Raw genomic sequence first — 23832 nt, forward strand, 5'->3', positions numbered from 1 at the left:
TCCGGACCGGATAGACGTACTGGCCGGAGAGAAGGCCTTGGCACGGTTTCGAGATCCGGCACGATCGAGGCGAGGATCGCATACCCAAACTCCACGGGACTACACGAACAATCGTCAGCGGGGTCCGATTCTTAGAGTTTGCACAGCGAAATCGCTCGGGGATTTTCTTCGGGGATTTGCCCCCGCACCGGCCCGCAAAGGCCGCCAATTCCCCGCAAACGTTCTAGTTAAACCGTGTAGTTTTTTATGTCGGGGACGGTTAAAGGTCTTTGATATCTCGGGATTTTTCCGGCGATCCCGGCAGGAATCGAACCTGCAGAGTAAGAAACATGCCGGATGCCGGCTGATTATCCGCTACTCAGCAAAGCCTTAGGGTGCGCCGTTGCGCAACTCCGGGGTTTTCTCCGGGGTTTCTTCGATCGCGCGGCATTCACCGCAGGGCTAGCCGATCATGCTCTGGCGCCCGCCGCGCGAGCTCTGCTGACTGATTCCTCCGCTTGGGTTTCAGCTCATGAAGATATTCAGGGCTGAACTCGGCGGCAGCTTGCAGTTCCTGTGCGCGGAGCAGAGTCACGATGTGGTTTTCCCATTCAATGAGGCCCAAACCCCTGAGTTCCTGGATCGTCCTGTTCACGTGCACTATTGAAAGCCCACATGCATCAGCAACATCTTGCTGCGTGAGCGGAATTCGGAAGCTGCCGTTGTCCGCCAGCCCAACGAATTCCATGCGAGTGGTAAGCTCGCAAAGTAGATGCGCGAGCCGACCTAAGGCTTGGCGCGCTCCGAGATTCTCAACCCATTCGCGATAGATGGCAGCCTGTATCAGCGTTTCGCGCCAAAAAGCGTGTGCAAGTCCGAGAGATTCGGTCATCATCTCTCTGAGAGATGAATGGGGCACAGCGGCTATCGTCGAATTGCCCACGCTGCAAAGATCACAATCCGCGATCGGCAAATGCAGGTTAGGCAAGTCGGGCATGTCCCCAGCCAGATAGAATGACGAGATCTGATTTCGATCATTCACCACTCTTTGCCGAGCTAGAAAGCCGTCGATCACAACAATGCAGCTGCTGGGCTTGTCTCCTTCGCGAACCACGTATTCCCCATCGGCCAGGGACTTCACCCTATATGGAATGCGCGTGAGCCTAAGCTGATCTTGTTCAGATAGACCGCCGACCACCCGTAGGCGCGCTATAAGCTTGTGATGCGGCATAATCCGCTCCCTTGCTTGTGCAGGCGGGAGCGAGACCTCTCTCAGCCGCCGACGCCTACGCACAAGGTTCGGCGGGTGATGCATACCAGGCCTTGACAGGTGCCAAGGGTTCCAGCTCTTTTTTCAGCACCAACACATCATTCGGCAGGACTTTAGGATCAACTGAGAACGACCTGAGCTTGGGCTTTATGGCGGTCTGCAAGCGCACGACACTGCGCTACCGTTAGATCGTTTTGGCGATCCTTATGCATGTAGACGGCCCCCCGAGGGTACGAGCGGACTAAATCATGTATATGACCGCCAGACGGCACAATTTCGCGTGGCCTGAGAAACCGGGGCCAGGGGGATGTAATGGAACAGGCCGCCCACTGAGCCGGCCTTACTCTTTCTCGCGGTGTGGGTCTTTCGCCCAGCGCGAGGGTAGCGGCTGATCCCTGATCTCAGCGTTGAGGGCTCGGAGGTAAGCACTCTCCTGAATGGCCCGGTCCGCGCGCTCCAGGAGCTTCCGGGTTTCAGGGCTGATACGGTCGGGGCCCATGCTTCGCTCCCTTAGTACAGGCGGGAGCGCGCGATCTCTCAGCCACCGGCGCCTTGAAATCGTGGCCGGTGATGGCAGCTAACGTATCACAGGGCCGGGCCGGTCCTAAATCAAATTAGGCCACTCCCAAAATCAATTAGGCCACCGAGGTCGGAAACAGGCCAGTACCAAAATTCGCGGACAAAAGATTACGGTAGTCGGCGAAGATGCCTGCCGGTGCAGAATCGGGCCTGTAGCTCAGCGGGAGAGCGACTGCTTTGCAAGTAGTTGGTCCCGAGTTTTCGAGTCTCGGCGCCTCCACCATCATCACCTGCATGACCTGCACATTTGCGGCCGACCTGCCGATCTGTGCCGGACCTGCCGACAGAACGACCGCAAAATATAACTGGAATTATTCCCGATCCGCTAACGGTAAGCGGCCCGATTGTTAATCGGTCCATCCTGGTTCGAATCCAGGTCGGGGAGCCATTCGACTTCCAAGGCCGTCGCCTGACTTCGGCCGCCGAAACGGAAGTCTGCAGCCATCGTCTAGCGGTAGGACCCTCGGTTCTCAGCCGGGAAAACGCCGGTTCGAATCCGGTTGAAGGCGCCATCGCATCAGCAGACGCAACGCTCTTTCAGCGCGCGACGTCAGTTCGGCATTCTGGCTCAGCAGTGCTTCGCGGTCGCCCTCGAGCATCTCGACATCGTCGCATTGGGCATGCTGCGACCGCGCTAGCTCCTCGCTCTCGATCGCCTGCTCCATGCGGCGCATGTATCCATCGCGCTGATCGGCCAGCCATTCGTATTTTTCGCACATGGTCGCGTAGCTCAACTGGACAGAGCGCTGGTTTCCTAAACCGTAGGTCGCATGTTCGAGTCATGCCGGGATCGCCAGACCTCAAGCGTTTAGCTAAAATCCCGGTCGGTCTAGCCATTTCCTACCCATCGATCTCAAAAGAAAAAGCCCCGTTTTGGACCGGGGCCTTTGTCTCAATCTCGTTCTTTGACGATAGTCTTGCTGCGGGTACCATCATCATCATGTTCTTTCTTGATGACGGTGGTGCGATCGGCAGGCTCGTGCTCTTTGACTACTGTTTCGCGTTCACGAATACGATCACGATCGCGGTCGGGGCTTTGACCAACAGTCACGCCAGCCCCAACTGGGCCGACGCCAACACCGACACCAACTTCATCCGCGAGTGCGGGCGTGGCGAGCGCGCCCAATGCAGCTAATACCAGTAGCGCTTTCATCGACATCTCCTCTTTCCATTACGGACAAGGAGCAATCCAGCTGTTTGCACGAAGTTCCGGAACCGTTGCAAATCTCTCCGGAACCCGATCGGACAGCAGGGCCAAGCGGTTAGTTAAGCCAGTGCGACGCGCGTTAACGTGGAGGCGAACGAATGTTTGGATGGAGCAAGAAGCCGCGCGCTGAAGTCCAGTATGCGCAAATATGACGGACTGGTGGCGCACAACGAGTTCGGCGATACCAACGCGCTCAGTCTAAAGATCCCTACGGCGCTGCATCATGCGTATCAGAACAAGATTCTGCTGCAGTGCGAGACGATATGCTTCGTCGCCCTGATGCAGGCTGCATATCCTGGCACACTGCTGCACTCCGCTATGCCGGTGTATGGGGATCTCGTCGTGGGCAAGGCGCTCGCACGAGGTCTCCAATTGAGCCGCGATCAACTTGCTGAGGCTTCTCTTGAGGACGTCCGAACCATGTTTGCCGAACCATATTTGTGGAGTCAGCGATGGCTCGCAGAATTTCGAAGCGACCCTGACGAGACTTTCATGGTGGCTTTGTTCGCTGACCACTGCCACAAGCTTTTTAGCGCATATGCGGCCGGCATCGAAAATACTATGCCGAAGTAGATGTCCCGGTACGTATGCAAAAACGATAGTTCTCGTTGTGGACCCAGTACTCTATATCAATGGACGGAGAGGCTGCCGCTTAAGAAGTAAGAAGGCCTCGTAGAATGACGGGAGACCGTTGTTAGGCCGGAGGCGCCAGCGCTCTCCGGCTTTCTTTTTGTTCGCGAGCTGTCAACGCCGTCCGCGCTTCAAGACCTTTACGACCTTCTTCCGACTGCTGCCGACTTTCTTGACCGCTTTCTTCACGGCCGACTTCGACGTGCGAGCCTTCTTTGCGGTGTAACGGACCTCGTAGTCCTGTCCGCCAGCAACTCGAGCGCGATCCTGTTTGCGACCGCGCGCGGTCTGCTTTTTGGCCTTCTTCGCCATTCTTCAAGCCTCCTAGTTCTATCCATTGGAACGCTCTACATAAGTTGAGAGTTCCACGCCGGGAAGCGTGAGGAGCTGAGTATGAGTTTGGTTGAGGCACTACAGGAGCTGTCCAAGGCGCGCCGGTACGTCGTTAAAGGCGAACGGTGCCTGTCGCATCAGCGCAAGATTGTAGAAAGACTAGAGCGGGAAGGTAACGATCCGCTCCCTGCCATCATGTTCCTCGAACACCTTGAGGATATGCAGGACACGTACGTGGCGCATCGTGACCAGATCGAGGCGCGCGTCCTGATGATTATCAAACCCGAATAACGATCAGGAACGGGTGGGCTCGCGTATGGGACCGATAATCAGGCGATACGTCGGTACCCAAGCGCTATTCCAGTGCTCCAACGTCTCGCCACACACGGCGCACTCGAAGCTGTTTACTTCGCGGCTGGGTGCCATGAATTCAGTGCGACGGTACACTGCGCCGCATCGGCAAGTGCGCTGGTGATCGTTCATCGGCACAATATAGACCCTCCGCAGCAATTCGGCCATTTAGGCCAAAGTCGAGGAAGAGCCCCTGACGTTATTTTTTATCGTCCAAGTACTTCAGGATCGCGGCCAGCAGAAGCGGCACATTCTCCTCGATCTGATCCATCTGCACTCCAAATCGCTCGGTGTACCGCCAACTATCGCGCCGGGGAACTGATCTCGGAAGCGCGCCACCCTGTCCGCCGAGAATTTGAAGATTGCGCTCCCGTAGACGGCGTCATAGGCGGCTCGAAGAGCTCGCGCCGGACGCGCCGGGTGAAGTGCACTTGGTCGCCGCGGGCACGGTGATGCGCGGCCAGCCGCATCAGCGCCAAGTTGGGCAGGGTCCCGTCGATCTGGGTGATCCGAACTTTCTGCATCAGAGCCCCAGCGCCTCCGGTGAATGGCCGAGCCGGATCCAGTCGCGCCGCCGATCGGCGACCGGCTGGACGAACGGGTGCGCTGCGCGGGGGGCGAGTTGCCGGCGCGTCCAGTCGAAGGCCTGGCCACGGGCCACCGCGACGGCGTGGAAGTAGAGGGGGTCCTTGGGCGGGTAGTCATCGACGCGATCAGGGAAATAGGGATGATCGCCCACGCGATTGACGCCATACGTTCCTGAAGCACAGGGCAGGGACGCGAGACCTCCGAGGTACGGCAGCGGTTCGCGCGAGAGTTCATTCGAGATGTGCCCGCTCTGTAGGTCTAGCGCTTAATCGCGGCCGCAAGCTGATTGCTGGGGCGCTCAATTCGTACCTTCGTGATTATTCCTTCCCATTCGCCGAACGGCCATCATGGCTCGCTGACCCACGCAGGATCGCGCCGCGCTGGCCATAAGGCTCACCGCCCGTCGAGATCGGAGAGCCTGCCTGTCGTCGGAGAGGCCGCAGCACCGCCGCAGGCGGCCGCGCGCCGGCTACCTGATCGACCTGTCTGATGTGCAAAGGGTGCCGGGACTGGTGATCGTGGTTCGCGAGCCTGCACCGCCGCCGGCGGCTGACCAGGCCGGCCTCGTGATTGACGTCACGCCGAACGCTAGCTCATGAAGCCGTGCACCATCGGCTCGGAGTCGATTCGGCTGATCGAGCATGCGCGCGCTCTGATCGGGCGAGGATTGATTCTTATTTTGCGGGAGCCGTTTGAAGTGGCTCCGTGAGCGTCAACGAGTCGCGTCGGGTCCGACGTTCAAGGTATCCGACGGCCCTTATGCGGTTGCCCAACTTCAACGAATCCTCTGCTTCCATAGCATTGAAGGAAGTTGCGTCCATCGTGAATGTAACTTCGGTTCCGCGGACTGATTGATAGACGACTGTATATCGCTTGTCGTTTGTCTGGATGATGCGGCCGTGGTCGGTGATGGGACGAGCCTCGATCAACTTCCGGGCTCGAATGATTTTATCGCCGGTTTCGTGGCTGACCACAACAAGCGATCGCTTTTCGTCTGTGTTGGACGTTATCGCCAGTTCCGAGAGCTTGTTTCTCTCGGTCGGAACAATGCTACGGATTTGCTCGAGCGAGCTGAAGCGCTCCTGCGCAATCGAAAGGCTAATCTCGCCTTTGTCGGCCGATTCAGATAGCTCGGAAATATTATCGACAAAGTCGCTGCCATTGATCTGTATTTCCGAGGCGAGCCGCTCTGGCGCATCCTCGCCCGGCATACGCTTTTGGATTACCTCCTTGCGAAACACGGGATTCTGGAGCGCCAGAACTAAGCTGCTAAACTTTGGAGGTGCGACATGGAAATCAATGGAGGCACTTTTCAAACTCAATAGATTCGGCGGCAAAAGAATACGCCGTGCAGCTTCATGCGTTTTGTTAACGAGCCCAGTGAGCAATCCCAGCGGCATGTGAGATCTGCCGAGCGATGCGCCTTGAAAGGTCAGCGCAAGCAACGCCCTCGCTTCGGCCAAAGAATCCCAGATGAGCTTGACCTGTGGCACCAAACCAATTCGTCGAGCTGGCAGAAAACGTTCGCTCCACAATCGAATTTCGTCTTGCCAAAAGCGTTTGACGTAGAGATCCTGAGTAAGCTCAACAATGAATATTTGATCGGACGTCAGGGCTCCACGCAGCGATAGCTCGCCCGCTTTGAGAGCAGCTAAGTGGTTCTCGTCGATCGGACCTGCGTGAAAGAAACTGGTGTCGTCGCCTTCATCGAACTTTACGAAGAGCGTTTTTGACAGTCCGACTTGAGCAACAAAAATGACGGGCCCGTCGAAAGAATAAAGAACTTCTTGAGCAAGGATCGGATCATTGCTCCATGGCGGAAACCCTTCTGTATCTGGTTGCCAAGTCATGCTTCTGGACCAAGAAGCAACGAAAAATCATCATCCGAGAATGCGACTTCGGCTTTCTTCCAATACGTATGGTGCCCAGGCTGTTCATTCGAAGGGGTGTGCAGCAACTCCCCATTATCCTCATCGACGGTAAACTTGACGATTGAGCAAGCCCGAAAGAAGGGCACTAACTTGCGGGCGTGACGTGCAGCTGTCTCGTCGACCCAAACGGAGAGACCCCAGCTTTTGCAATCCCGGGGATTCGTCTTCCGACCCTGCTCGATCACGGAGCGCATGTCCCGCTCGCTTGGAGGAAACTTCTTCGCGGCCCGGTAGAGGCTGCCTGCATACGGATTTGCGTCGTCCGGCGGGCAATGCCCCGGACAGTCCTGATGATACGGCTCAACCATTAATATACCACTTTTGAGCGGTCGTCCGACTCAAATTACGCATTTTGCGGTTAAAGCCTGCAATAGCCGCAACTGGAGGGCGAGCGCAAGACTTCAGTTGGTCGGCCTCGCTCGCCAGCCGTTTTCCTGATGCGGGATAGTTGCAGTGATGTCGACGTCTCTGCCCGCGGACTGGCGCCATGCCGCAACGCCGAAGCACAAGGTCAGCGTCAATGCAGTCCCCAGCAGAAGTACGGACAAAAACTGGCTCACGCGCACCCCCGCAACCAGGACATTGGCGCACAGCGAGCACGATCGGGCGAGTCGGAAAATGCAGGTTGGCTGACCTGGAGGCAGTTTTCCCCACGGTTGTAAAGCGGTGGATCATCACCTCGGCGTTGGACCCGCCGCGACTCAGGAGCCGCCTTCGCTGGCGCAAACTGCGCGTGTTCTCCGGCGCCCATTACTGTCGATGAACCCGAGGGCTATTTGGAAATGTCTTTCGAAAGGCGAGCGGGCGGTCCGGTCTATTGGTCCGCTACCTTGGACCAAACTCCCTTGCTGTCCTTCATGTCACGATGCGAAGTGCCGTCGTCCCAGTTGATGCAGGTTCGGACATCCTGGAAATCGTTCAAGGTGCATGCCTCACGTGCAATGACCTTGCCGTTCATGTCCTCGACTGTTTTTAAAAACGCGACTTTGCCCTGATTATCCAGGTAGCTTAGGCCGATGTTACACACCCTCAGTTCGGGCTGGCAGGAGCGGCTAAAAAGAGGCTTCCCGTTATTCTGGCTTGCTGATTTTTCCATCGCCCGGTTGACAATTTCTCCCCAACTAGGACTGGCATTGGGCGTTGTTCGTGCGGCGGAGAGCGTCGCTCCTGAGGGTGATAAGGACAAAGGTGAGTTCGGTGGGGTCTGTTGCAGACTGGCGACCGGCGGAGTGAGTTGAGAGGGACGGCCCATCATGGTGACGCCCATCGACTGAAGCTCCTGCGGGCTCAGCCAAACCATGTCTTGTGGAGACGTAACGACCATGCGGCCGATGATTGCGGAGGGCACGCCCAACTCTTTGGCGATTTTGGCCATAGAGACCGTCGCAGCGCCTGATGCCGCCGTTTCCTCTCCATTTTCTCCTGACGCTCCGTGGACGCCGACTTGAGCGCCATAGCCGGCGTTCTTGGTAGAGCCGGCAGCAAACATCAGAAAGCACGCCGAAGCGCAGACCGCTGTCTTGCCCACGTTCGTGGATGTTTTGCCGAACCTTATGGCGTCGGCAATCTTGACCCCCTCGAGCAAATTTCCGCCCGGAGAATCCAATCTAACGTTGGCGACAAATTTCCCGGAATCATTGGCTTGCCGAACTGACTGCGAAAACTTGTCGGCGTCACCAGGTACAATCTCCCCAGTGATCCAGATCGTTGCTTGTCCAGATTTCCCCACACCGACTTTGACTTCGGCAGAGTGGACAACGCGCGAAAACAGGGCGAGCGTAAGCAGCAATAGGACTGTAAATATTGGGCGCGACTTGGCCATCACCTTTCGCCTTTATCAAGAGAGACGTCCGACTTCGTTGTCGCAACGGGCGACAATTCATCGAACGTCTCCAATGGTTGCAATCAATAGCGCGGGGTCCGGTGACCGGTCTGACCGGTGGACGGATTATAGTTGCCGCTGGTGCCGAAGTTGTCGCGTTGCGTGCCATTCGGATTGGTCGCGACGTACGGCGCCACGTAAGTACCGGTGCTGCGGGTATATCCCGACGAGGTATGCGTACTCGGATTTGAACCGGTGCCGCTGAGATACTGCGCTTGTGCGGCGGTTGTGGCCAGCGCCAGTGCGGCAGCCAAAATGAGCTGTTTCATTCTGATCCCCCAAAAGGTTTTATCGAATGCCGTATGCAACCACGTTGCGGGCCGCCGGTCGAGTCCAACCATCGGATGAGCAGGAATCCTACCGGTACAGTCGGCCATCCCTTGAGACGCTCGAGGACCTCCTGTCCCTGGCAGAGAGGACAGCAGTCACGCGGTCGGCCCCCCAACGGCAACGCGCGTCCATCGGATCGGCCGGTTGGCGAAACTCGTTTTGAAGTAGCCCTTGGGCGGCGTCGGCACTTCATACAGTTTGCAGATGCGCATCAGCACGTGCTTTTTGAGCCCGAGGCGAGTTGCGACCGCCGCCATCGGCGCGTTCCAGACGCGCAGGCCGAGCTCACTTCGAGAGATACCGGTGTACTTCTCGACAGCGTCATTCTGAAGGGCGGCAAGGCGGTCGACCAGTTGCTGGCCGCGAGCCGCCGCGAGCATCGCTTGTTTGATCTCAGGCGAGGGCTCGTACGGTACGTTGTCGGCGACTGCAACCCTTCCATCCGGTGGTGCTGGGTGTGGAGGCTGGTCACTAGCGCCGACGTCCCCCGGCGGCGACCATGATTGGCCGTCGGGATTACGCGTGAATATCGCTGTGACTTCGAGGACGTCGTTTTCGTTGCGCATGCTTTGCTCTCCCATGAGCCCCGGGGCGTTTGGGATCACTGAAACCGATCTCGGTCAACGGTGAGGGTTTGTCGGCTTTGTCGACATTGCGCGAAGTCCTGAAGCCCGCGATCTCTCTCGCCTTCGTGTCTGTTTTTGTCTGGTCGACCCTTCTCCCTAAACTCGGCACGCGAAGGTACGTCACTCCGAATCGGTGTGGTGGGGCGCACTATCGATTTTGCGCGTTTTGGCGATTTTGATCACTCGACTTTTAAGCCTGAATGCCGTTGTCGCAACCCGTGTTCGGCTGTCCGGGCTACATCGCAAAAACGAAAGGTGAGAGGATTACTTTTCGCTCGGGAGCTCGCGGTTGCCTCCGCCGCGCGCTACCTGGCTTGCACAGCAGAAGACAATGCCGTCGGCGACTGCAATTACGTTGGCGGCCGGACGCCAGCGACTGCCGCGGCGTGGAGCATCTTCTCTCGTCCGAAGAGATTGAACGGCTGGCCCTCGCTCTTCTCGATCATGGCCTGCGCCTGCAGTCTCATGAACTCGTCGGCGTATTCGCGCCCCTGCGTTTGTTCGATCGCAGTGTATTGTTGGTTCAGCCTTGCAATCAGCCGATCGCCGGACCAGCGAACGATCGTTTGCTGGATGCGAACCATCCAATAGGCCACGAACAGAGGAGCACCGGCGACGATAAGCGAGAGGTAAAGCGGCGAGAGCCAATTCACCTGACCGTCGAAAGCCCGAGCGACCCACCAATACGGCTCATGCCAGAAGAGCAGAGCCAGGCCCGCGATGACCCCCAGCAAACGGATCGCCATGGCAAATCCCAAGGTGAAGACCGTGTAGAACTGACCGCGGGGCATCGTGAAGACCTCCATTCTGGGCTCAACGCCAGATTGTCGCAGCTGGAAGGCCCGTGCAAGCCCTGCAAGAGCCGCTCAGTCGAGGTAGGAGGGGCGCTGGACGCGCTGCATGGCGAGGATGGCCCGATTGACCGCCCGCTCTCTGCGATCTCTCAGCAGCGCCGCGGCCGTCGGCTTCTTCAAACGGACCTTCGGCCGCTTCTTCCTGACCTTCTTGACCGGGATAGGGACACCGGGTGCGTGGTGGAGCTCGCAGCGTTTGTTGAGCTGCCCTTTGCGGATCCTGCTCTTCGTCGTGAGAGCTGTGAAGGTGCGATTACAACTGGGTTCGGCACAAGCGGACTGATAGCGGATCATTTCGACGTAGCGGCCGTCTCGGGTCCAATGATCCTTCGTCCCGAGGATCTGGTACCGCCGGCCTCGAGACTTGAAGGAGCGGCCAGGTGCGAAGCGGTTCATTAGTGCCTCCCGTATTGCGGGCGCACGCCCACGACTTGGATGAGGGCGGATGTCGGGGCGGGCGCCTCGACTGGGGTGAAGCGGCCAACGAGGAAGGGTGTCAGCGGTGTCAGCGGATTCCGCCTAAACGGGCTCAGGGGAAAGTAGAGGTAAGAGGGGGTAAAAAGCCTTGGTGTATCCGCGCGCGCAAGTGACACCGCTGACACCTCGGCTGCTGGCGGGGCCTTCAAGGCCTCTTTCCCGTCAGCGCTGTCAGCGGTTGTCAGCGCATCGCGGCGGGCCCAGTCCACCGTGTCGGGCCGAAGACCGGAAGCCAATGGCGCTGACAGCGTTGACACCCGCTGACACCGCTGACGACCTCGCAATTTCATAGCGCAGCTCCCGTTGCGGCTCGCCGAACGCTTGCGGCCTCTGCGATCTCGCCGCGGACGGCATCCCGGCGTTCAGTTTCGGCCCGCCGAATGTCCTCGAAGCGCCCATCGTGAACTGCCGGATGAACCCGCCAGCTGGCAGGGTCGGAACTGGTCATTCGAACCCACCCGTCGGCCTCGAGGCGGCCCATCACCGCGAGCAACTGCTTCCGGTTTCGGCCCAGGCTGCGCGGCCGCGCTCTTCCGACCTCTGTGGCGGTTATTCGCTCCAGATCGCGTGTGAGAACGTAGCCAGCGATCCACCGGGCTTCGTGGTCGTGGCCGGCACCGTCGAGGACCGTCGTGTGGATGAACAGGGCGTGGGCGTAGAGAAACTCTTCCACGTACCGTCGAGCTCGCCTGGCGGTATCGGCTGAGATGAGTTCATCGGGTGGTGTTTCCAGCGCTTCCGCGATAATGGCCCACTCGATCAGATGGAAAGCCAACGCGTAGCGGCCAAATTCGGCGTCCGTCTTGGCTAACCAGGTCTTCAGACCCGAGGGGATATCGGGGCGGGCCATCTCACGAGATTTGAACGCCTTGATGGCCCACAGTTCCCCCGCGGCTTGCGCGTCGAAGCGGTAAGTAGCCTCCTCGAGACCCGCAAGCGCCAATGCCACGCGCGGAATAGCCGCCTCGATGGCAGGAACCTCGGCGTTGTCTTCGCCGAGTCCGAGCTGTCGAATGGCGATCAAGGCGAATCGTTGCAGCAGACCATCGGTCGCAAGATCGGGCGCGAGCCGGGCGATGAGGTCGTCCTGAATGCCTCCAATAATCGATACCGCTAGATTTGGCGCCTCGACAGAGCCGCGACCCTGTCGGTCCACCCGGTAGGGAGCACCTTCCTTCGCCTCGAGCCAAAGCGCCCGGTCTTTCGAGCCCTTGGACCGATAAGCGTCCATGCCGCCCAACCATCCCGACAGTTCGTCGGAATACTGGATCAAAGGTGCGACTTCCGGCGTCTCGGCGAGGCGAGTGACAATCGCCTCCGTGGTGCTGTCATTTGAGATTTTTGATCGGGCCTTGGGCAGCGATGGTTTCACGATGATGTCTGCAGGGTGCCGGTCTTCGTGGGACGGCTCTTCGGGCTTTTTCTTCGCTGATTTCTGAGTCGAAAAGGCAAGTTCCGCCCGATCGTACTCGGACAACTCCTTTGAAAACGCCGCCGACCAGCGTTTGTTGACCGGGTTGGCAAAAGCGAGCGCAGCCTTCACAGCGGCCGATTTGGCCGAGCCTGGGTCGCCGACAAGCGCGGTCCACAGCACGCAAAGCACCGACCAGGAGCTCCGGTTTTGATACATTTGCAGCCGATTGGTCGCCGGGATCAGCGAACCCACGACAGCGACGGCGGCGGCGGTGATCGCATCCGAGTTCACGCCCAGCGATCTAGCCCGGTCCCTTCCGAACGCGTTCAGAAAGGGCGGAACGATGCCCTCGAGCATGTCTTTTGGCGGCTTCTCTTCCTTCCAGAGGTCCGCCGGTTCATCCCACTCGCCGACCGGCTGGGGTCGCCCATCCACTTCAACAGCCTCGAACTCCACTTCTGCGCATGCGATGCCGGGAGGATCCTGAGCGTACGTGTAGGCGTTGGCCACGCGCGTTTCGATATGCTCGCAACTCTTGCCTTCGGCGCCTTCCCAACGGTCGACGATCAACTCAAGGCATCTTTCCTGGCTGATGCCGAAATCGCGGACGGAGCAGGCCACGACGTATGTGCCATGCGCGGGCGCGCCGGCGAGGTAAGATATCGCGCGTTCGATGTTGGCAGGTTGATCGAGGTCGACTAAGGGGCTGTCCCGATCAAGAGTAGATCGCTCACGGGGACGTCCGCATGCTGTGGCCCAAATCTCGGGCAGCTCGGCGATACCTTCTTGGTTGGTGAGGTCGTATTTTTTCCCGTCGATGGTGCTTCCACAGCCAACCACATAACCCCCGACACATTTCACATCGACGCCGGGCCCAAGCTTGGAATTGCTGTTCCCGAGCGGCCAGGGCGCTACAAAGTAGCGGTGCTCGCCTCCAGACGCCGTGCTGAAAGTAGTCGTCGCCGGCAGCTTGCCGAGCTGGTCCTCGAGCTCCGCGATCGACTGCAAACCCGGTTTGCCGTCCTTGATGTCGATATCGATGACGACCAGCACGCCATTCTGGAGCGGTAGACCGGTGCGAATGCCGATGTTGCAGGCGCGATAGCCGCCCGCCCACAGCTTCCGCACTTTACTTGGGTTACGAGTGGCTATGTCCTTCCAATTCCCCTCCAGCGCCGGCGTTTTTTGATTTGGAAGCAGAGGAAAAACATCGAACCCTAACTCGGCGAGGCCAAGCGCGGTTCGTTGATTGTCAACGATCGTTGTGTTATTCATATCTCACGTTTTCAGTTTCTGGCCCCGTTCGACCTGGCAGTCGGCGGGGCCATTCTTTTTGGCGCCCGCGGGGCGTGGCTTTTTGGCCCTCATATCTGGTGTTTGGGAATGCTTGGCCGGTGAAGACGCGCGCACGCGCGCCGGTCGTTTAAGCCGCTTCAATTTCCGAAGTTGAATGACGTCGGCGGCTCCACATCCAAGCGTCGAGATCGGTCACGTCGTACAGCACGCGGCTTGGAATAGGGGTGATGTAAGGGGGGCCGCCGCCTCGCACGCGCAAGCGCTCGAGCGTGGCAGTCGACAGCCGAACGTGTTTGGCGGCTTCTTTGGTGTCCAGAAATTGCTGCATTGATCGGTCTCCGCTCCGAGGCAAGCGAGCGGCGCCGGACTAAAGAGCCCCAAGCGCCCGCTAACTAGATCAGATGCTAGCAGCGACCATCAGAAACCGTCTCCCCTTGCATTTGTGGGTTTGTCGATTTTGGCGATTCACACAGCTAGAATTTTTCGCTCACCGTCGGCGATTGATACGACGTTGTCTCCGGCGAGCATCGGTTTCGAGATTGGCATGGGTCGATTTCCAACTATTTTGCGGAGCTCGGCTTCCAAGATCGCGGCAACCTTTCGCTTCTCCGGGAGCATGTCGTATTTATCGTATGTCGCTGTCACGTCGCCCTCGAGATGATCGAGCAGGGCTTTAACATCTTCGCGCTTTGCGCCTCCGCGGCGCGCGATCGTTGCGGCTGTGCGCCGGAGATCGTGCGGGGTGAAATGCGCCATGCCGAGATGCTCTCGAATGCCTTTCCGTGGGGGGCGCTTTCCCTTGGCCGGCCTGCCGTTGAGCGCGGCCGACAGAGCGTCTCGGGTGATCGGAGCTAGCTGGCGCGGCGCACGATGAGTCGAGTTTCCGTCAGCCGGCTGCGGTTCATGTGAACCCGGTCGCACCGTCCAGGAAGAAAAGACGGCCCCTTGATTGTCGGCGACGATGGCCTCGCGCGCCACTGACGTCGCCAATCCGTTCAGCGGCACAATCACTTCTCTTCGCTTCTTCACCCGATTTTTTGGAATGTGGTACTGCGGGTCATCCGACGTGAAGCCGACCAGCTCTTGGACGAGGAGGCCGGCGGACTGGCCAGGCCGGACCATTGTCGCCAAAATGAACCTCAAGGCGAGCGCGATCGGCCGGCCGGCGGGAAGATTCGCGTCGTCCAACCCCCACCAAAGCGCCTGGATCTCCTCGTCCGTAAGCACGCGCTCCCGCGGGCTTTCCTGGTAACGCCGGCGCATGTCCGCCACTGGATTGGCCCGAACGTGCTTGCGGCCCGGTTCCTTGGCCCAGGAAAAGAGGGTGTGCAGGATTGATTGTGTCCGATTCGCACCCACCGGTGCCGTGGCGCCGATCTCCTCGAGCAGTTCCGCGACATCATCGTCGGTAATCTCGGCCGCGATTCGGCGCTTCCACTTCGCCCGCGGCTTCTTGAGGTAGCCCTCATCGTTCTTCCAGGACGACTTTCTGACCTTGGCATATTGGTCCAAGTACAGTTGGGCGAGCTCATCGAAAGTCAGCCGATCACGTTTTGGACGATTCGCCCGCTTTTCTGCGGCCGGGTCGGCGCCGTTCGCCACGGTACCCAGTAGGATCTTTGCCTGCGTCCTGGCGGCTTCTGGGGCGATCTTGCCGACGGCAGCGAGGGTGAGCCGCCGTACGGGAGCGGTCCGGCCGGTGCCGGCGCGGTAGACGATGATAAATGACTTGGCGCCGGTTGGCCGGACCCGCACCCCAAAGCCGGGAAGCTTGGCGTCCCAGATCGTGTATTCGGCTGGCTGCTTCTCCAGGCCGTCCACCAGGGTCTTAGTGATTGTTTGACCGCTCATTTGTCCTCCGGGAAGCACGGGGGAAGCACCGCGGTGCCAATCACAGCAGGTGATGGATGGCACGAGGTGAAGGAGCGGGGGATTTCTCCGCGGCACTTAAGGTCGGTGAGGGTCTCCGAGGGTGGGTGAGGGACTAGCTGGTATGTTTTGGGTACTGCAGGTCGTTGGTTCGAATCCAGCTGCCCCGACCAGTCCGAGGTGGGCCAGACCCGCGCCTCAGAACAATAGCCAATCGGCGAGGCGCCAGGCGAGCGCAGCTCCAGCCGTGCATGGCGCGCGTTCGATGCCGATGCCCGCAGCCGCCAAAGCCTTCCTAACCCTCGGCGCTCATTCCCTGCGCAACGCGACTTTCCGCGCGACATTTCAAGGCATTGGGGCGGGTCGGGCGGCGCGGAATGCGTAAAACTTTGTCGAACCTTTAGGCGTCGTCCTAGACATATTGGTGTTGGGGATTTCAGCGCCCAATGCCTAGCGGACGCCGCCAAGCGATGATATTCCGCTTGCGCGGCGTTACGCTTTTCCAACCATCAGTTCGTCGCGTACCAGCCGAACGGAAACGGCAGGAATGGCCAGGCCAGCTGATTGTCGTTGGCGACCTTCCGCGGCTCCTGCTCCGGCGTCTTCGCGGGCAGAGCAGGCGGCGTCGAATGCAGCGCCAAGCGCAGACATGCACATTGCAAATTCATCGTGGTGGCCCCCGCCCATCAATCGTTTTCAAAAATTCGCGTCAGGCTGGAAATCAACGCGCGTCCTCAAAACGACGCGCTCATTCTCAAATCGCACACAGTCTAGGAAAATCGGCGGCCGCTTTCAACCGGTCTCGCCACGCGCTCACAGGAGGTAAGGTTGATCGGTTAGGTTAAGAGCGAGCGGTTGTTGCGGGCGCCTTCGCGACTGTTATCAGATCGGTTCGGCTTGCGACGGTCTGCCTGAAATTCGTGCTCACACGACATCACAGTTCGTCGCAGCGCTCGTATCCTGTGAGTTCTGTATCATGTCTCTCGATCGCAACGTCCGAACCGTCGGTCCGCAGGCGAGCTGGACCGAGATCTGGCACCTCTGGACCGTGTTCGTGCCGCGCCGCTCGATCAACGGGCAGCTCGTTTACGGCAAGGTCTGGCGCCGCCACGACGGCCGTGACTGGATCTACAAGAAGTTTACCGAGTACGACAGCGAAGCGGCGGCCTGAAGCGGCGGCGCTGTCGTCCGGCGGGATCGGAGCTGCCCGTTCAAGCGGCCTTTGCGGCCGCAGTCTTGGGCGGCGGCGGCTTCAGCGGCTTGTCCTGCTTCTTCGACCAGGAGATGTAATAGGCCACCGTCGTCATGATCGCGATCCCGGCGACGCTGACGAAGATCTGCGCGAACAGCGAGCCCGAGCTCATCGACAGCTCGAAATGACCGACGAAGGACAGGAACACGCCGACGCAGAACACGGCGAGCGACTGCTGGCCGCACACGATGATGGGGTCGAACCCTTTCCATTCCAGGCCCGGCCAGTCCTTGGGAACGAAGCGGATCACCAGGATCACGATCACGACGAAGTGGATAAAGCGGTAGGGCGCGAGGTTGGTCTTGTCGTTCGGGTTGAACGCCGAGAACAGCCATTCCGGGAACATGCCGCCGAGGGTCGGGAAGCGGCCGGCCATGGTCATGACCAGCGCAAACAGCATGTAACCAAGACAGAGCCACAGCGTGACCGGTGCGTTGATCAGCGTCATCGAGCGCCGCGCGCCGCCCATGGCGCACCAGGCGCCGAACACGAACAGCACCTGCCAGCAATACGGGTTGAAGTACCACTGTCCGGCCGGATAGGCGTTCAGGTTCAGGCCGAAATGGCGCGCGGTCAGCCACAGCACGATGGACAATGCCATCGTCAGGTCCGGCTTGCGCAGCATGAACCAGAGCACGGGCGGAAACAGCCCCATCAGCACGATGTAGAGCGGCAGCACGTCGAGATTGAGCGGCTTGAAGCGCAGGAACAGGCCCTGGCGCAGCGTCTCGGTGGCGTTGTCCACCAGGCCGGCGACGTTGAACTCGTTGATCATCTCGGAATCGCCGAAGCGCAGCGCCAGATAGCTGATCGAGGCGATGTAGATCACGAACAGGATGATGTGGGCGACGTAGAGCTGCCAGACCCGCTTGGTCAGCCTCGTAGCACCGACCAGGAAGCCGCGCTCGAGCATCATCCGCGCATAGACGAAGGAGGCGGTGTAGCCGGAGATGAAGACGAACAAATCCGCGGCGTCGGAAAAGCCGTAGTTGCGGGTGGTGATCCAGTTCACCACGTTGTCGGGGATATGGTCGAGGAAGATCGCCCAGTTCGCAATGCCGCGAAACAGGTCGAGCCTGAGGTCACGGCCCTTCTCGGGGAGCGTGGCGTTGATGTTCAGGAAGGACATGCGACGGGAGCTTTCGGAGGGGACGGACAGGTAGATGTCAACGAAGCAGGGCCACCGGGCGAGACCCCGGCGCGGAAGGCGGGTACGCAATTGTCACGATGCAGCATAATGATTATACCCATCGGCGAGCCATCCCGGGGGGCCGGAATCACCGATCAGTTCCCTAAAGGTGTCTCTATACTATGCCCGCGGTTTCCACCAACTGCTACCGTGACGCATCGAAATCGAACGAAAAGACGAACAAGAGGCCCGGACCGTCCATGACCGCACGCATTTTCAAGCCCGCCAAGAACGCGATGCAATCCGGCCGGTCGAAGACCAAGGAATGGCAGCTCGACTACGAGCCCGAGCAGCCGCGCGCGGTCGAGCCGCTGATGGGCTGGACCTCGTCCGGCGACATGAAGCAGCAGATCACGCTGCACTTCCACAGCAAGGAAGAGGCGGTCGCCTATTGCGAGCGCAAGGGCATCGCCTACCAGGTGATCGAGCCAAAGGAATCGGTGCGCCGTCCGGTCGCCTATGCGGACAATTTCTCGTTCCGCCGCGGCGAGCCGTGGACGCATTGAGGGCGGGCAACGAAACTCTGGTCATGCCCGGGCTTGTCCCGGGCATCCACGTTTTAGCGTCCACGTAAAAAGCCCGCGGTTGGCCGGGACAAGCTCGGCCAACCACGCCGGTTCTTCCCATCGTCCTGCCCTTGGCAGCCATTCCGCCCCGTGCTTCGCTGTCTCGCATGATGCGACCATGACGAGGTGGGCTATGGCGGGGCGTGACCAGCTCGACGGCGTCGATCTGAAAATACTCTCCGAGTTGCAGCAGGACGGGCGGGTTCGCAATAACGAGCTGGCGCTGCGCGTCGGGGTGTCCGGGCCCAACTGCGTGAGGCGGCTGAAATCGCTGTTCAGCCGCGGCGTGATCCGGGCGGTGCGCGCCGTTATCGACGAGCGGCTGCTCGGCTACGAGGTGGTGTCGTTCGTCTCGATCCAGCTCGGCAGCCAAGCCCAGCCGGTGCTGGCGGCATTCGAGAGCTCGATCGCCGCGATCCCGCGCATCCAGCAGTGCTGGCGGATTTCGGGAGACACCGACTATCTTCTCAAATGCGTGGCGCCGAGCGTCGAGAGCATGCGCCAGCAGCTCCTGCATTTCGCCGCGATGCCGAACGTGAAGAACGTCCGCAGCTTTCCGGTGCTGGGCGTGGCGAAGGACGTGCCGCTGCCATTGCAGGAGATCGCGGCGGCAGGATAGTTCGGCGGCGACGGGTCCCAAAACGTAGCTCGCGTAACGACGTCCAAACATCCGAAGGCGCGGGAGTGACTCCCTTACCGGGATACAGGTTCGGATAAGGCGGATATAAACATAAGTAACTCACCTAACTGTGACATGTGATTTGCGAAGTTCTGCAATGCGCCGAAGCGTGATTGCCGGTTCCTGGTGCTGGCCTACATGCGAGGTGTGAACCTCAGCCTGCGTCGCATGCCGAGGCCTCTTTTGTGGGACCCTGAAGCAGGAAAAGACAACATGACCTCGATCTCGAAGACGTTCGTCGCATCCGCTGCGACGCTGTTTGCATCTGCGTTTCTCATGATGACCGCGCCGGCTGCCCAGGCAGAAGACTACTGCATCACCAATGGTGCCCAGGCCGCGCATGGCTGCGGCTATCCGACGATGGAGGCCTGCCGGGCCGCGGCCGGCGGCATCGGCGGCTCGTGCTCACAGAGCGGCGGCGCGAAGACGTCGGCCGACGCGCTGGCCTTCCAGCCGAAGCAGACGCACTCGCGCACCAAGCTGCGCCCGGGCGGGCAGACCAACTCGAACTGAGCGAGACCGTTTGGAAATGTTGCGGCCTCCAAGTTGGATCTCGGAGGCCGCAACAGCATGACAACCCGCGCTTCAGCGATACCTGCCGCGAAACTCGCGCGGGGAGGCGCCGGCCCAGGTGCGGAAGGCGCGAGAAAAGCTCTTCTCGTTGCGGAAGCCGGCGATCTCCGCGATCCGCTTGATCGGGCTGCGACCGCGCATCAACTCCTGCTTGGCGAGCTCGAATTTTGCCTCTTCCTTGAGATCCCGCAGTGAGGTCGCTTCATCGCGCAGGCGCCGATGCATGGTGCGGGTGGAGAGTGCCAGCTCGCTTGCGACATCCTCGGCGCCGAGACTGCGTCCGCGCGCATTGCGGAGTACGCGGCGAACGCGCTCGACCAGCAGCCGGTCGCGCCGATAGGGCAGTACGGTCAGCCGCAGCGCGCCCTTGAGCATGTTGTCGAGGTCCGCCGCGCTCCGGGTGAGCGGCAGCGACAGGTAATGCTTGTCGAAGGTGATGGAAGCGCGGTCCGCACCGAAGCGGATGTTTCGGCAAAAGATGGTCGGATAGACCGAGACGTGGCCGGGCTCGGGGTACGGAAATTCCGCGGCGCGGAGCGCGATTTGCGAATCCACCGCCCAGCAGGAGAAGCCGAGAACATAGCGGAGCAGGGTGACCAGGCAGAATTCGCGTAGAGGTCCGAGGTCGGCCAGTTCGCGGATGGACACGACCGCGGTCTCCTCGCCGACGGCGAGATCGAGCAGCACGTCCTCGGTGAGCAGACGATGGTGCCGGCACCAGCGCTTGAGCGCGACCTCCAGCGTCGGGGCGGTGATCGAGGCGCGGCACAGCATGCCGTAGGTGCCAAAGGGCAGCCGCCGCGAGAACCAGCCGAGCGCCTCGTCATCGAGTTCGCGCATGGCATGGCCCGCCAGCGCCTCGAACTGGCCGGCCGTGACCCGCCCATCCGGAGAATTGACAAGGTCCGGCGTTACCTGACCCCGGCTCAGCGCCTCGGTCGGATCGCGGCCGTAGCGTTCGTAAGCGGCAACGACGCCGCGGACGAAGGCGGCAGGGGTCACGGCACGGCGCGGGATCGCGGTTGCGACTTGAAAAGGCATCGGAAAATCCTCTGGGAAAATCCTCGCCAAGTTTGGCGGAAAATGCAACCTTTTCGACCGCAGAAGGGCCCCGATGCCGCTAGGTTCGGTCCCCAAAATAGGGAGGAATCGCCTTGAATATCCCGAGCATCGATTTCGATCTGGGCGAAGACATCAGCATGCTGCGCGACACGCTGCGCGCCTTCGTGGAGGCGGAGATCGCCCCGCGTGCCGCCGATATCGAGAAGGCCAATCTATTCCCGGCGGACCTCTGGAAGCGCCTTGGCGACCTCGGCCTGCTCGGCATGACCGCGCCGGAGCAATATGGCGGCTCCAACATGGGCTATCTCGCCCATATCGTCGCGATGGAGGAGATTTCGCGCGGCTCGGCCGCGGTCGGCCTCTCCTATGGCGCCCACTCAAATCTCTGCGTCAACCAGATCCGCCGCAACGGCAATGATGCGCAGCGCGAGCGCTATCTGCCAAAGTTGATCTGCGGCGAGTATGTCGGCGCGCTCGCGATGTCCGAGCCCGGCGCCGGCTCAGACGTCGTCTCGATGAAACTGCGCGCCGACAAACGCGGCGACCGCTACGTGCTCAACGGCTCGAAGATGTGGATCACCAATGGCGGCGATGCCGACGTGCTGGTGGTCTATGCCAAGACCGATCCGGAAGCGGGCCCGCGCGGCATGACCGCCTTCCTGGTCGAGAAGGGGACGAAGGGCTTCAGCCACGGCCAGCATCTCGACAAGCTCGGCATGCGCGGCTCCAACACGTATCCGCTGTTCTTCGACGAATGCGAGGTGCCGGAGGAGAACGTGCTTGGCAAGGTCGGCGAGGGCGTCAAGGTGCTGATGTCCGGCCTCGACTATGAGCGTACGGTCCTCTCGGGTGGACCACTCGGGATCATGGCGGCCTGCATGGACGCGGTGGTGCCCTATATGCACGAGCGCAAGCAGTTCGGGCAGCCGATCGGCGACTTCCAGCTCATGCAGGGCAAGCTCGCCGACATGTACGCGACCTGGCAGGCCACGCGCGCCTATGTCTATGCGGTGGGGCGTGCCTGCGACCGCGCCGATCACGCGCGCAGCTTGCGCAAGGACGCCGCCGCTGCGATCCTCTATTCCGCCGAGAAAGCGACGTGGATGGCGGGTGAGGCGATCCAGGCGCTTGGCGGGGTCGGCTACACCTCCGAATTTCCGGTCGGACGCCTGTGGCGCGATGCAAAGCTCTACGAGATCGGCGCCGGCACCTCGGAGGTCCGGCGCATGCTGATCGGTCGCGAATTGATGGCTGAGACGGCTTAAAACCTTCACGCAATTGGAACCAACATGCCGCTCCATTCCAGCATCGATACGTCTTCTTCGGACTTTGCGCGCAATTCCGAGGCCATGCGCACCCTCGTCGCGGATCTGCGCGAAAAGCTGAGCCAGGTTGCGGGCGGCGGCGGCGAGGTCTCGCGCAACCGCCACACCTCGCGTGGCAAGATGCTGGCGCGCGAGCGCGTCGACCTGCTGGTCGATCCCGGCACCGCGTTCATGGAGCTGTCGCCGCTCGCGGCCTATGGCCTTTACGGCGGCGACGTGCATTCGGCGAGCGTCGTCACCGGGGTCGGGCGCATCGCGGGCCGCGAATGCGTGATCGTCGCCAACGACGCCACCATCAAAGGCGGCACCTATTATCCCATGACCGTGAAGAAGCATCTGCGCGCGCAGGACGTGGCGCGGCAGAACAATCTTCCCTGCGTCTATATGGTCGATTCCGGCGGCGCCTTCCTGCCGCTGCAGGACGAGATCTTTCCCGACGAGCGGCATTTCGGCCGCATCTTCTACAACCAGGCGCAGATGTCCTCGCAAGGAATCCCGCAGATTGCCATCGTGATGGGTTCCTGCACAGCCGGCGGCGCCTATGTCCCCGCGATGTCGGACGAGAGCATCATCGTGCGCAACCAGGGCACGATCTTCCTCGGCGGGCCGCCGCTGGTGAAGGCCGCGACAGGCGAGGTGGTGACCGCCGAGGAGCTCGGTGGCGCCGACGTGCATTCGCGACAATCAGGCGTGACCGATCATTACGCCCAGAACGACGCGCACGCGATCGGCATCGCCCGCCGCATCGTCGGCACGCTGAAGCCATCGGTACGGCCAAACCTCAACATGCATCCGCCGCGTGATCCCTTGTTTGCGGTGGAGGAGATCTACGGCGTGGTGCCCGTCGACGGGCGCAAGCCGTTCGACGTGCGCGACATCATTGCGCGCGTGGTTGATGGTTCCGAGTTCGACGAGTTCAAGAAGCTCTACGGCACGACGCTGGTGTGCGGCTTCGCCCACATCTGGGGTTTTCCGGTCGGCATCATTGCCAACAACGGCATCCTGTTCAGCGAGAGCTCGCTGAAGGGGGCGCATTTCATCGAGCTGTGCTGCCAGCGCGGCATTCCGCTGGTGTTCCTGCAGAACATCACCGGCTTCATGGTCGGCAAGAAATACGAAGCCGGCGGCATTGCGCGTGACGGCGCCAAGCTGGTGACGGCGGTCGCGACCGCGTCGGTGCCGAAATTCACCGTGGTGATCGGCGGGTCCTACGGCGCCGGCAATTACGGCATGTGCGGCCGCGCCTACTCCCCGCGCTTCCTGTGGATGTGGCCTAACGCGCGCATCTCGGTGATGGGCGGCGAGCAGGCCTCGATGGTGCTGAGCCAGGTCCGCCGCGACAATATCGAGGCCAAGGGCGACAGCTGGTCGAAAGAAGACGAAGATAAATTCCGCGAGCCGATCCGCGCGCAATATGAGAGCCAGGGGCACCCGTATTACGCGACCGCGCGGCTGTGGGACGACGGCGTGATCGACCCGGCCGACACAAGGCTGGTGCTCGGTCTCGGCCTCTCGGCGGCATCGAATGCGCCGATCGAACCGACGAAATTCGGCCTGTTCAGGATGTGAT

At 60.5% G+C, this 23832-nt stretch carries 25 protein-coding genes and 3 tRNA genes; 11 read left to right on the forward strand and 17 right to left on the reverse strand.

The window, feature by feature from the left end:
* Nucleotides 1-430: 430 nt before the first annotated feature.
* Nucleotides 431-1210 (reverse strand): Crp/Fnr family transcriptional regulator, encoded by a 780-nt coding sequence (locus IVB19_RS17590; RefSeq protein ID WP_247821625.1) that lies wholly within the window; start codon nucleotides 1208-1210, stop codon nucleotides 431-433.
* A gap of 932 nt (nucleotides 1211-2142) precedes the next feature.
* Here IVB19_RS17590 and IVB19_RS17595 point away from each other — a divergent pair.
* The 3 genes from IVB19_RS17595 (at nucleotide 2143) to IVB19_RS17605 (ending at nucleotide 2624) form a co-directional block, all read left to right on the forward strand.
* Nucleotides 2143-2216 (forward strand) — tRNA-Asn (locus tag IVB19_RS17595).
* Between the two features lie 52 nt (nucleotides 2217-2268).
* A tRNA-Glu gene (locus IVB19_RS17600) sits at nucleotides 2269-2340 on the forward strand.
* A 207-nt stretch (nucleotides 2341-2547) separates the two neighbouring features.
* A tRNA-Arg gene (locus tag IVB19_RS17605) sits at nucleotides 2548-2624 on the forward strand.
* A gap of 96 nt (nucleotides 2625-2720) precedes the next feature.
* On the opposite strand, the gene IVB19_RS17610 is transcribed toward IVB19_RS17605, so the two are convergent.
* On the reverse strand, nucleotides 2721-2981 hold the full coding sequence (locus IVB19_RS17610; RefSeq protein WP_247821626.1) for a hypothetical protein: 261 nt from the start codon (nucleotides 2979-2981) through the stop codon (nucleotides 2721-2723).
* A gap of 192 nt (nucleotides 2982-3173) precedes the next feature.
* Between IVB19_RS17610 and IVB19_RS17615 the strand changes: the two genes are divergently transcribed.
* Nucleotides 3174-3608, forward strand: a complete 435-nt coding sequence (locus IVB19_RS17615) for a hypothetical protein (protein WP_247821627.1) — start codon at nucleotides 3174-3176, stop codon at nucleotides 3606-3608.
* 171 nt (nucleotides 3609-3779) lie between these two features.
* On the opposite strand, the gene IVB19_RS17620 is transcribed toward IVB19_RS17615, so the two are convergent.
* Nucleotides 3780-3977, reverse strand: a complete 198-nt coding sequence (locus IVB19_RS17620; protein WP_247821628.1) for a DUF3606 domain-containing protein — start codon at nucleotides 3975-3977, stop codon at nucleotides 3780-3782.
* A gap of 81 nt (nucleotides 3978-4058) precedes the next feature.
* On the opposite strand from IVB19_RS17620, the gene IVB19_RS17625 reads away from it, so the two are divergent.
* The gene (locus tag IVB19_RS17625) at nucleotides 4059-4289 is read left to right on the forward strand and encodes a hypothetical protein (RefSeq protein WP_247821629.1); all 231 of its coding nucleotides are present in this window, start codon (nucleotides 4059-4061) and stop codon (nucleotides 4287-4289) included.
* Between the two features lie 583 nt (nucleotides 4290-4872).
* Here IVB19_RS17625 and IVB19_RS17630 read toward each other — a convergent pair.
* The 12 genes from IVB19_RS17630 to IVB19_RS40245 all read right to left on the reverse strand — a co-directional run bounded on the left by IVB19_RS17630 (nucleotide 4873) and on the right by IVB19_RS40245 (nucleotide 16257).
* Nucleotides 4873-5088: a hypothetical protein gene (locus tag IVB19_RS17630; RefSeq protein ID WP_247821630.1), complete on the reverse strand. Its 216-nt coding sequence runs from the start codon at nucleotides 5086-5088 to the stop codon at nucleotides 4873-4875.
* Between the two features lie 523 nt (nucleotides 5089-5611).
* Nucleotides 5612-6787 (reverse strand): hypothetical protein, encoded by a 1176-nt coding sequence (locus IVB19_RS17635; RefSeq protein WP_247821631.1) that lies wholly within the window; start codon nucleotides 6785-6787, stop codon nucleotides 5612-5614.
* Nucleotides 6784-7062, reverse strand: coding sequence for a hypothetical protein (locus IVB19_RS17640; protein ID WP_247821632.1), 279 nt, complete (start codon nucleotides 7060-7062; stop codon nucleotides 6784-6786). Before IVB19_RS17640 ends, IVB19_RS17635 begins: the two co-directional genes overlap by 4 nt.
* 620 nt (nucleotides 7063-7682) lie before the next feature.
* Entirely contained in the window at nucleotides 7683-8690 is a 1008-nt protein-coding gene (locus IVB19_RS17645) for a COG3904 family protein (protein WP_247821633.1), read from the reverse strand.
* Nucleotides 8691-8773: 83 nt separating this feature from the next.
* A complete protein-coding gene (locus IVB19_RS17650; RefSeq protein WP_247452942.1) occupies nucleotides 8774-9019 on the reverse strand; it encodes a hypothetical protein in 246 nt (81 codons plus the stop codon).
* A 156-nt stretch (nucleotides 9020-9175) separates the two neighbouring features.
* Nucleotides 9176-9646, reverse strand: coding sequence for a hypothetical protein (locus IVB19_RS17655; protein ID WP_247821634.1), 471 nt, complete (start codon nucleotides 9644-9646; stop codon nucleotides 9176-9178).
* A gap of 410 nt (nucleotides 9647-10056) precedes the next feature.
* On the reverse strand, nucleotides 10057-10512 hold the full coding sequence (locus IVB19_RS17660; RefSeq protein WP_247821635.1) for a hypothetical protein: 456 nt from the start codon (nucleotides 10510-10512) through the stop codon (nucleotides 10057-10059).
* A gap of 60 nt (nucleotides 10513-10572) precedes the next feature.
* Complete coding sequence (locus IVB19_RS17665) at nucleotides 10573-10956, reverse strand: hypothetical protein (RefSeq protein ID WP_247821636.1); 384 nt, start codon at nucleotides 10954-10956, stop codon at nucleotides 10573-10575.
* 367 nt (nucleotides 10957-11323) lie between these two features.
* Nucleotides 11324-13726, reverse strand: a complete 2403-nt coding sequence (locus IVB19_RS17670; RefSeq protein WP_247821637.1) for a DUF3987 domain-containing protein — start codon at nucleotides 13724-13726, stop codon at nucleotides 11324-11326.
* Between the two features lie 148 nt (nucleotides 13727-13874).
* Complete coding sequence (locus tag IVB19_RS17675) at nucleotides 13875-14075, reverse strand: helix-turn-helix domain-containing protein (protein WP_247821638.1); 201 nt, start codon at nucleotides 14073-14075, stop codon at nucleotides 13875-13877.
* A gap of 137 nt (nucleotides 14076-14212) precedes the next feature.
* A complete protein-coding gene (locus IVB19_RS17680) occupies nucleotides 14213-15598 on the reverse strand; it encodes a tyrosine-type recombinase/integrase (protein ID WP_247821639.1) in 1386 nt (461 codons plus the stop codon).
* A 527-nt stretch (nucleotides 15599-16125) separates the two neighbouring features.
* Nucleotides 16126-16257: a hypothetical protein gene (locus tag IVB19_RS40245; RefSeq protein WP_256374433.1), complete on the reverse strand. Its 132-nt coding sequence runs from the start codon at nucleotides 16255-16257 to the stop codon at nucleotides 16126-16128.
* Between the two features lie 335 nt (nucleotides 16258-16592).
* Here IVB19_RS40245 and IVB19_RS17685 point away from each other — a divergent pair, with 335 nt between their 5' ends.
* Complete coding sequence (locus tag IVB19_RS17685; protein WP_018457760.1) at nucleotides 16593-16787, forward strand: hypothetical protein; 195 nt, start codon at nucleotides 16593-16595, stop codon at nucleotides 16785-16787.
* A gap of 40 nt (nucleotides 16788-16827) precedes the next feature.
* Here IVB19_RS17685 and IVB19_RS17690 read toward each other — a convergent pair whose 3' ends face one another.
* On the reverse strand, nucleotides 16828-17997 hold the full coding sequence (locus IVB19_RS17690; protein WP_018457761.1) for an OpgC domain-containing protein: 1170 nt from the start codon (nucleotides 17995-17997) through the stop codon (nucleotides 16828-16830).
* Nucleotides 17998-18257: 260 nt separating this feature from the next.
* Here IVB19_RS17690 and IVB19_RS17695 point away from each other — a divergent pair, with 260 nt between their 5' ends.
* The 3 genes from IVB19_RS17695 to IVB19_RS17705 all read left to right on the forward strand — a co-directional run bounded on the left by IVB19_RS17695 (nucleotide 18258) and on the right by IVB19_RS17705 (nucleotide 19815).
* Nucleotides 18258-18563 (forward strand): ETC complex I subunit, encoded by a 306-nt coding sequence (locus tag IVB19_RS17695; RefSeq protein WP_007591346.1) that lies wholly within the window; start codon nucleotides 18258-18260, stop codon nucleotides 18561-18563.
* Nucleotides 18564-18756: 193 nt separating this feature from the next.
* Entirely contained in the window at nucleotides 18757-19242 is a 486-nt protein-coding gene (locus tag IVB19_RS17700; RefSeq protein WP_007591345.1) for an Lrp/AsnC family transcriptional regulator, read from the forward strand.
* 273 nt (nucleotides 19243-19515) lie between these two features.
* Nucleotides 19516-19815 (forward strand): DUF3551 domain-containing protein, encoded by a 300-nt coding sequence (locus tag IVB19_RS17705; RefSeq protein ID WP_018457763.1) that lies wholly within the window; start codon nucleotides 19516-19518, stop codon nucleotides 19813-19815.
* A gap of 72 nt (nucleotides 19816-19887) precedes the next feature.
* On the opposite strand, the gene IVB19_RS17710 is transcribed toward IVB19_RS17705, so the two are convergent.
* Entirely contained in the window at nucleotides 19888-20916 is a 1029-nt protein-coding gene (locus IVB19_RS17710) for an AraC family transcriptional regulator (RefSeq protein WP_018457764.1), read from the reverse strand.
* Between the two features lie 158 nt (nucleotides 20917-21074).
* Between IVB19_RS17710 and IVB19_RS17715 the strand changes: the two genes are divergently transcribed.
* Nucleotides 21075-22202 carry an isovaleryl-CoA dehydrogenase gene (locus IVB19_RS17715; RefSeq protein ID WP_276017736.1) on the forward strand — a complete coding sequence of 376 codons (1128 nt, stop codon included), beginning with the start codon at nucleotides 21075-21077 and terminating at the stop codon, nucleotides 22200-22202.
* 24 nt (nucleotides 22203-22226) lie between these two features.
* Nucleotides 22227-23831 carry a carboxyl transferase domain-containing protein gene (locus IVB19_RS17720; protein WP_247821641.1) on the forward strand — a complete coding sequence of 535 codons (1605 nt, stop codon included), beginning with the start codon at nucleotides 22227-22229 and terminating at the stop codon, nucleotides 23829-23831.
* Nucleotide 23832: the final 1 nt, after the last annotated feature.

The sequence above is a fragment of the Bradyrhizobium sp. 187 genome, from assembly GCF_023101005.1.
Classification (GTDB): Bacteria; Pseudomonadota; Alphaproteobacteria; order Rhizobiales; family Xanthobacteraceae; genus Bradyrhizobium; species Bradyrhizobium canariense_D.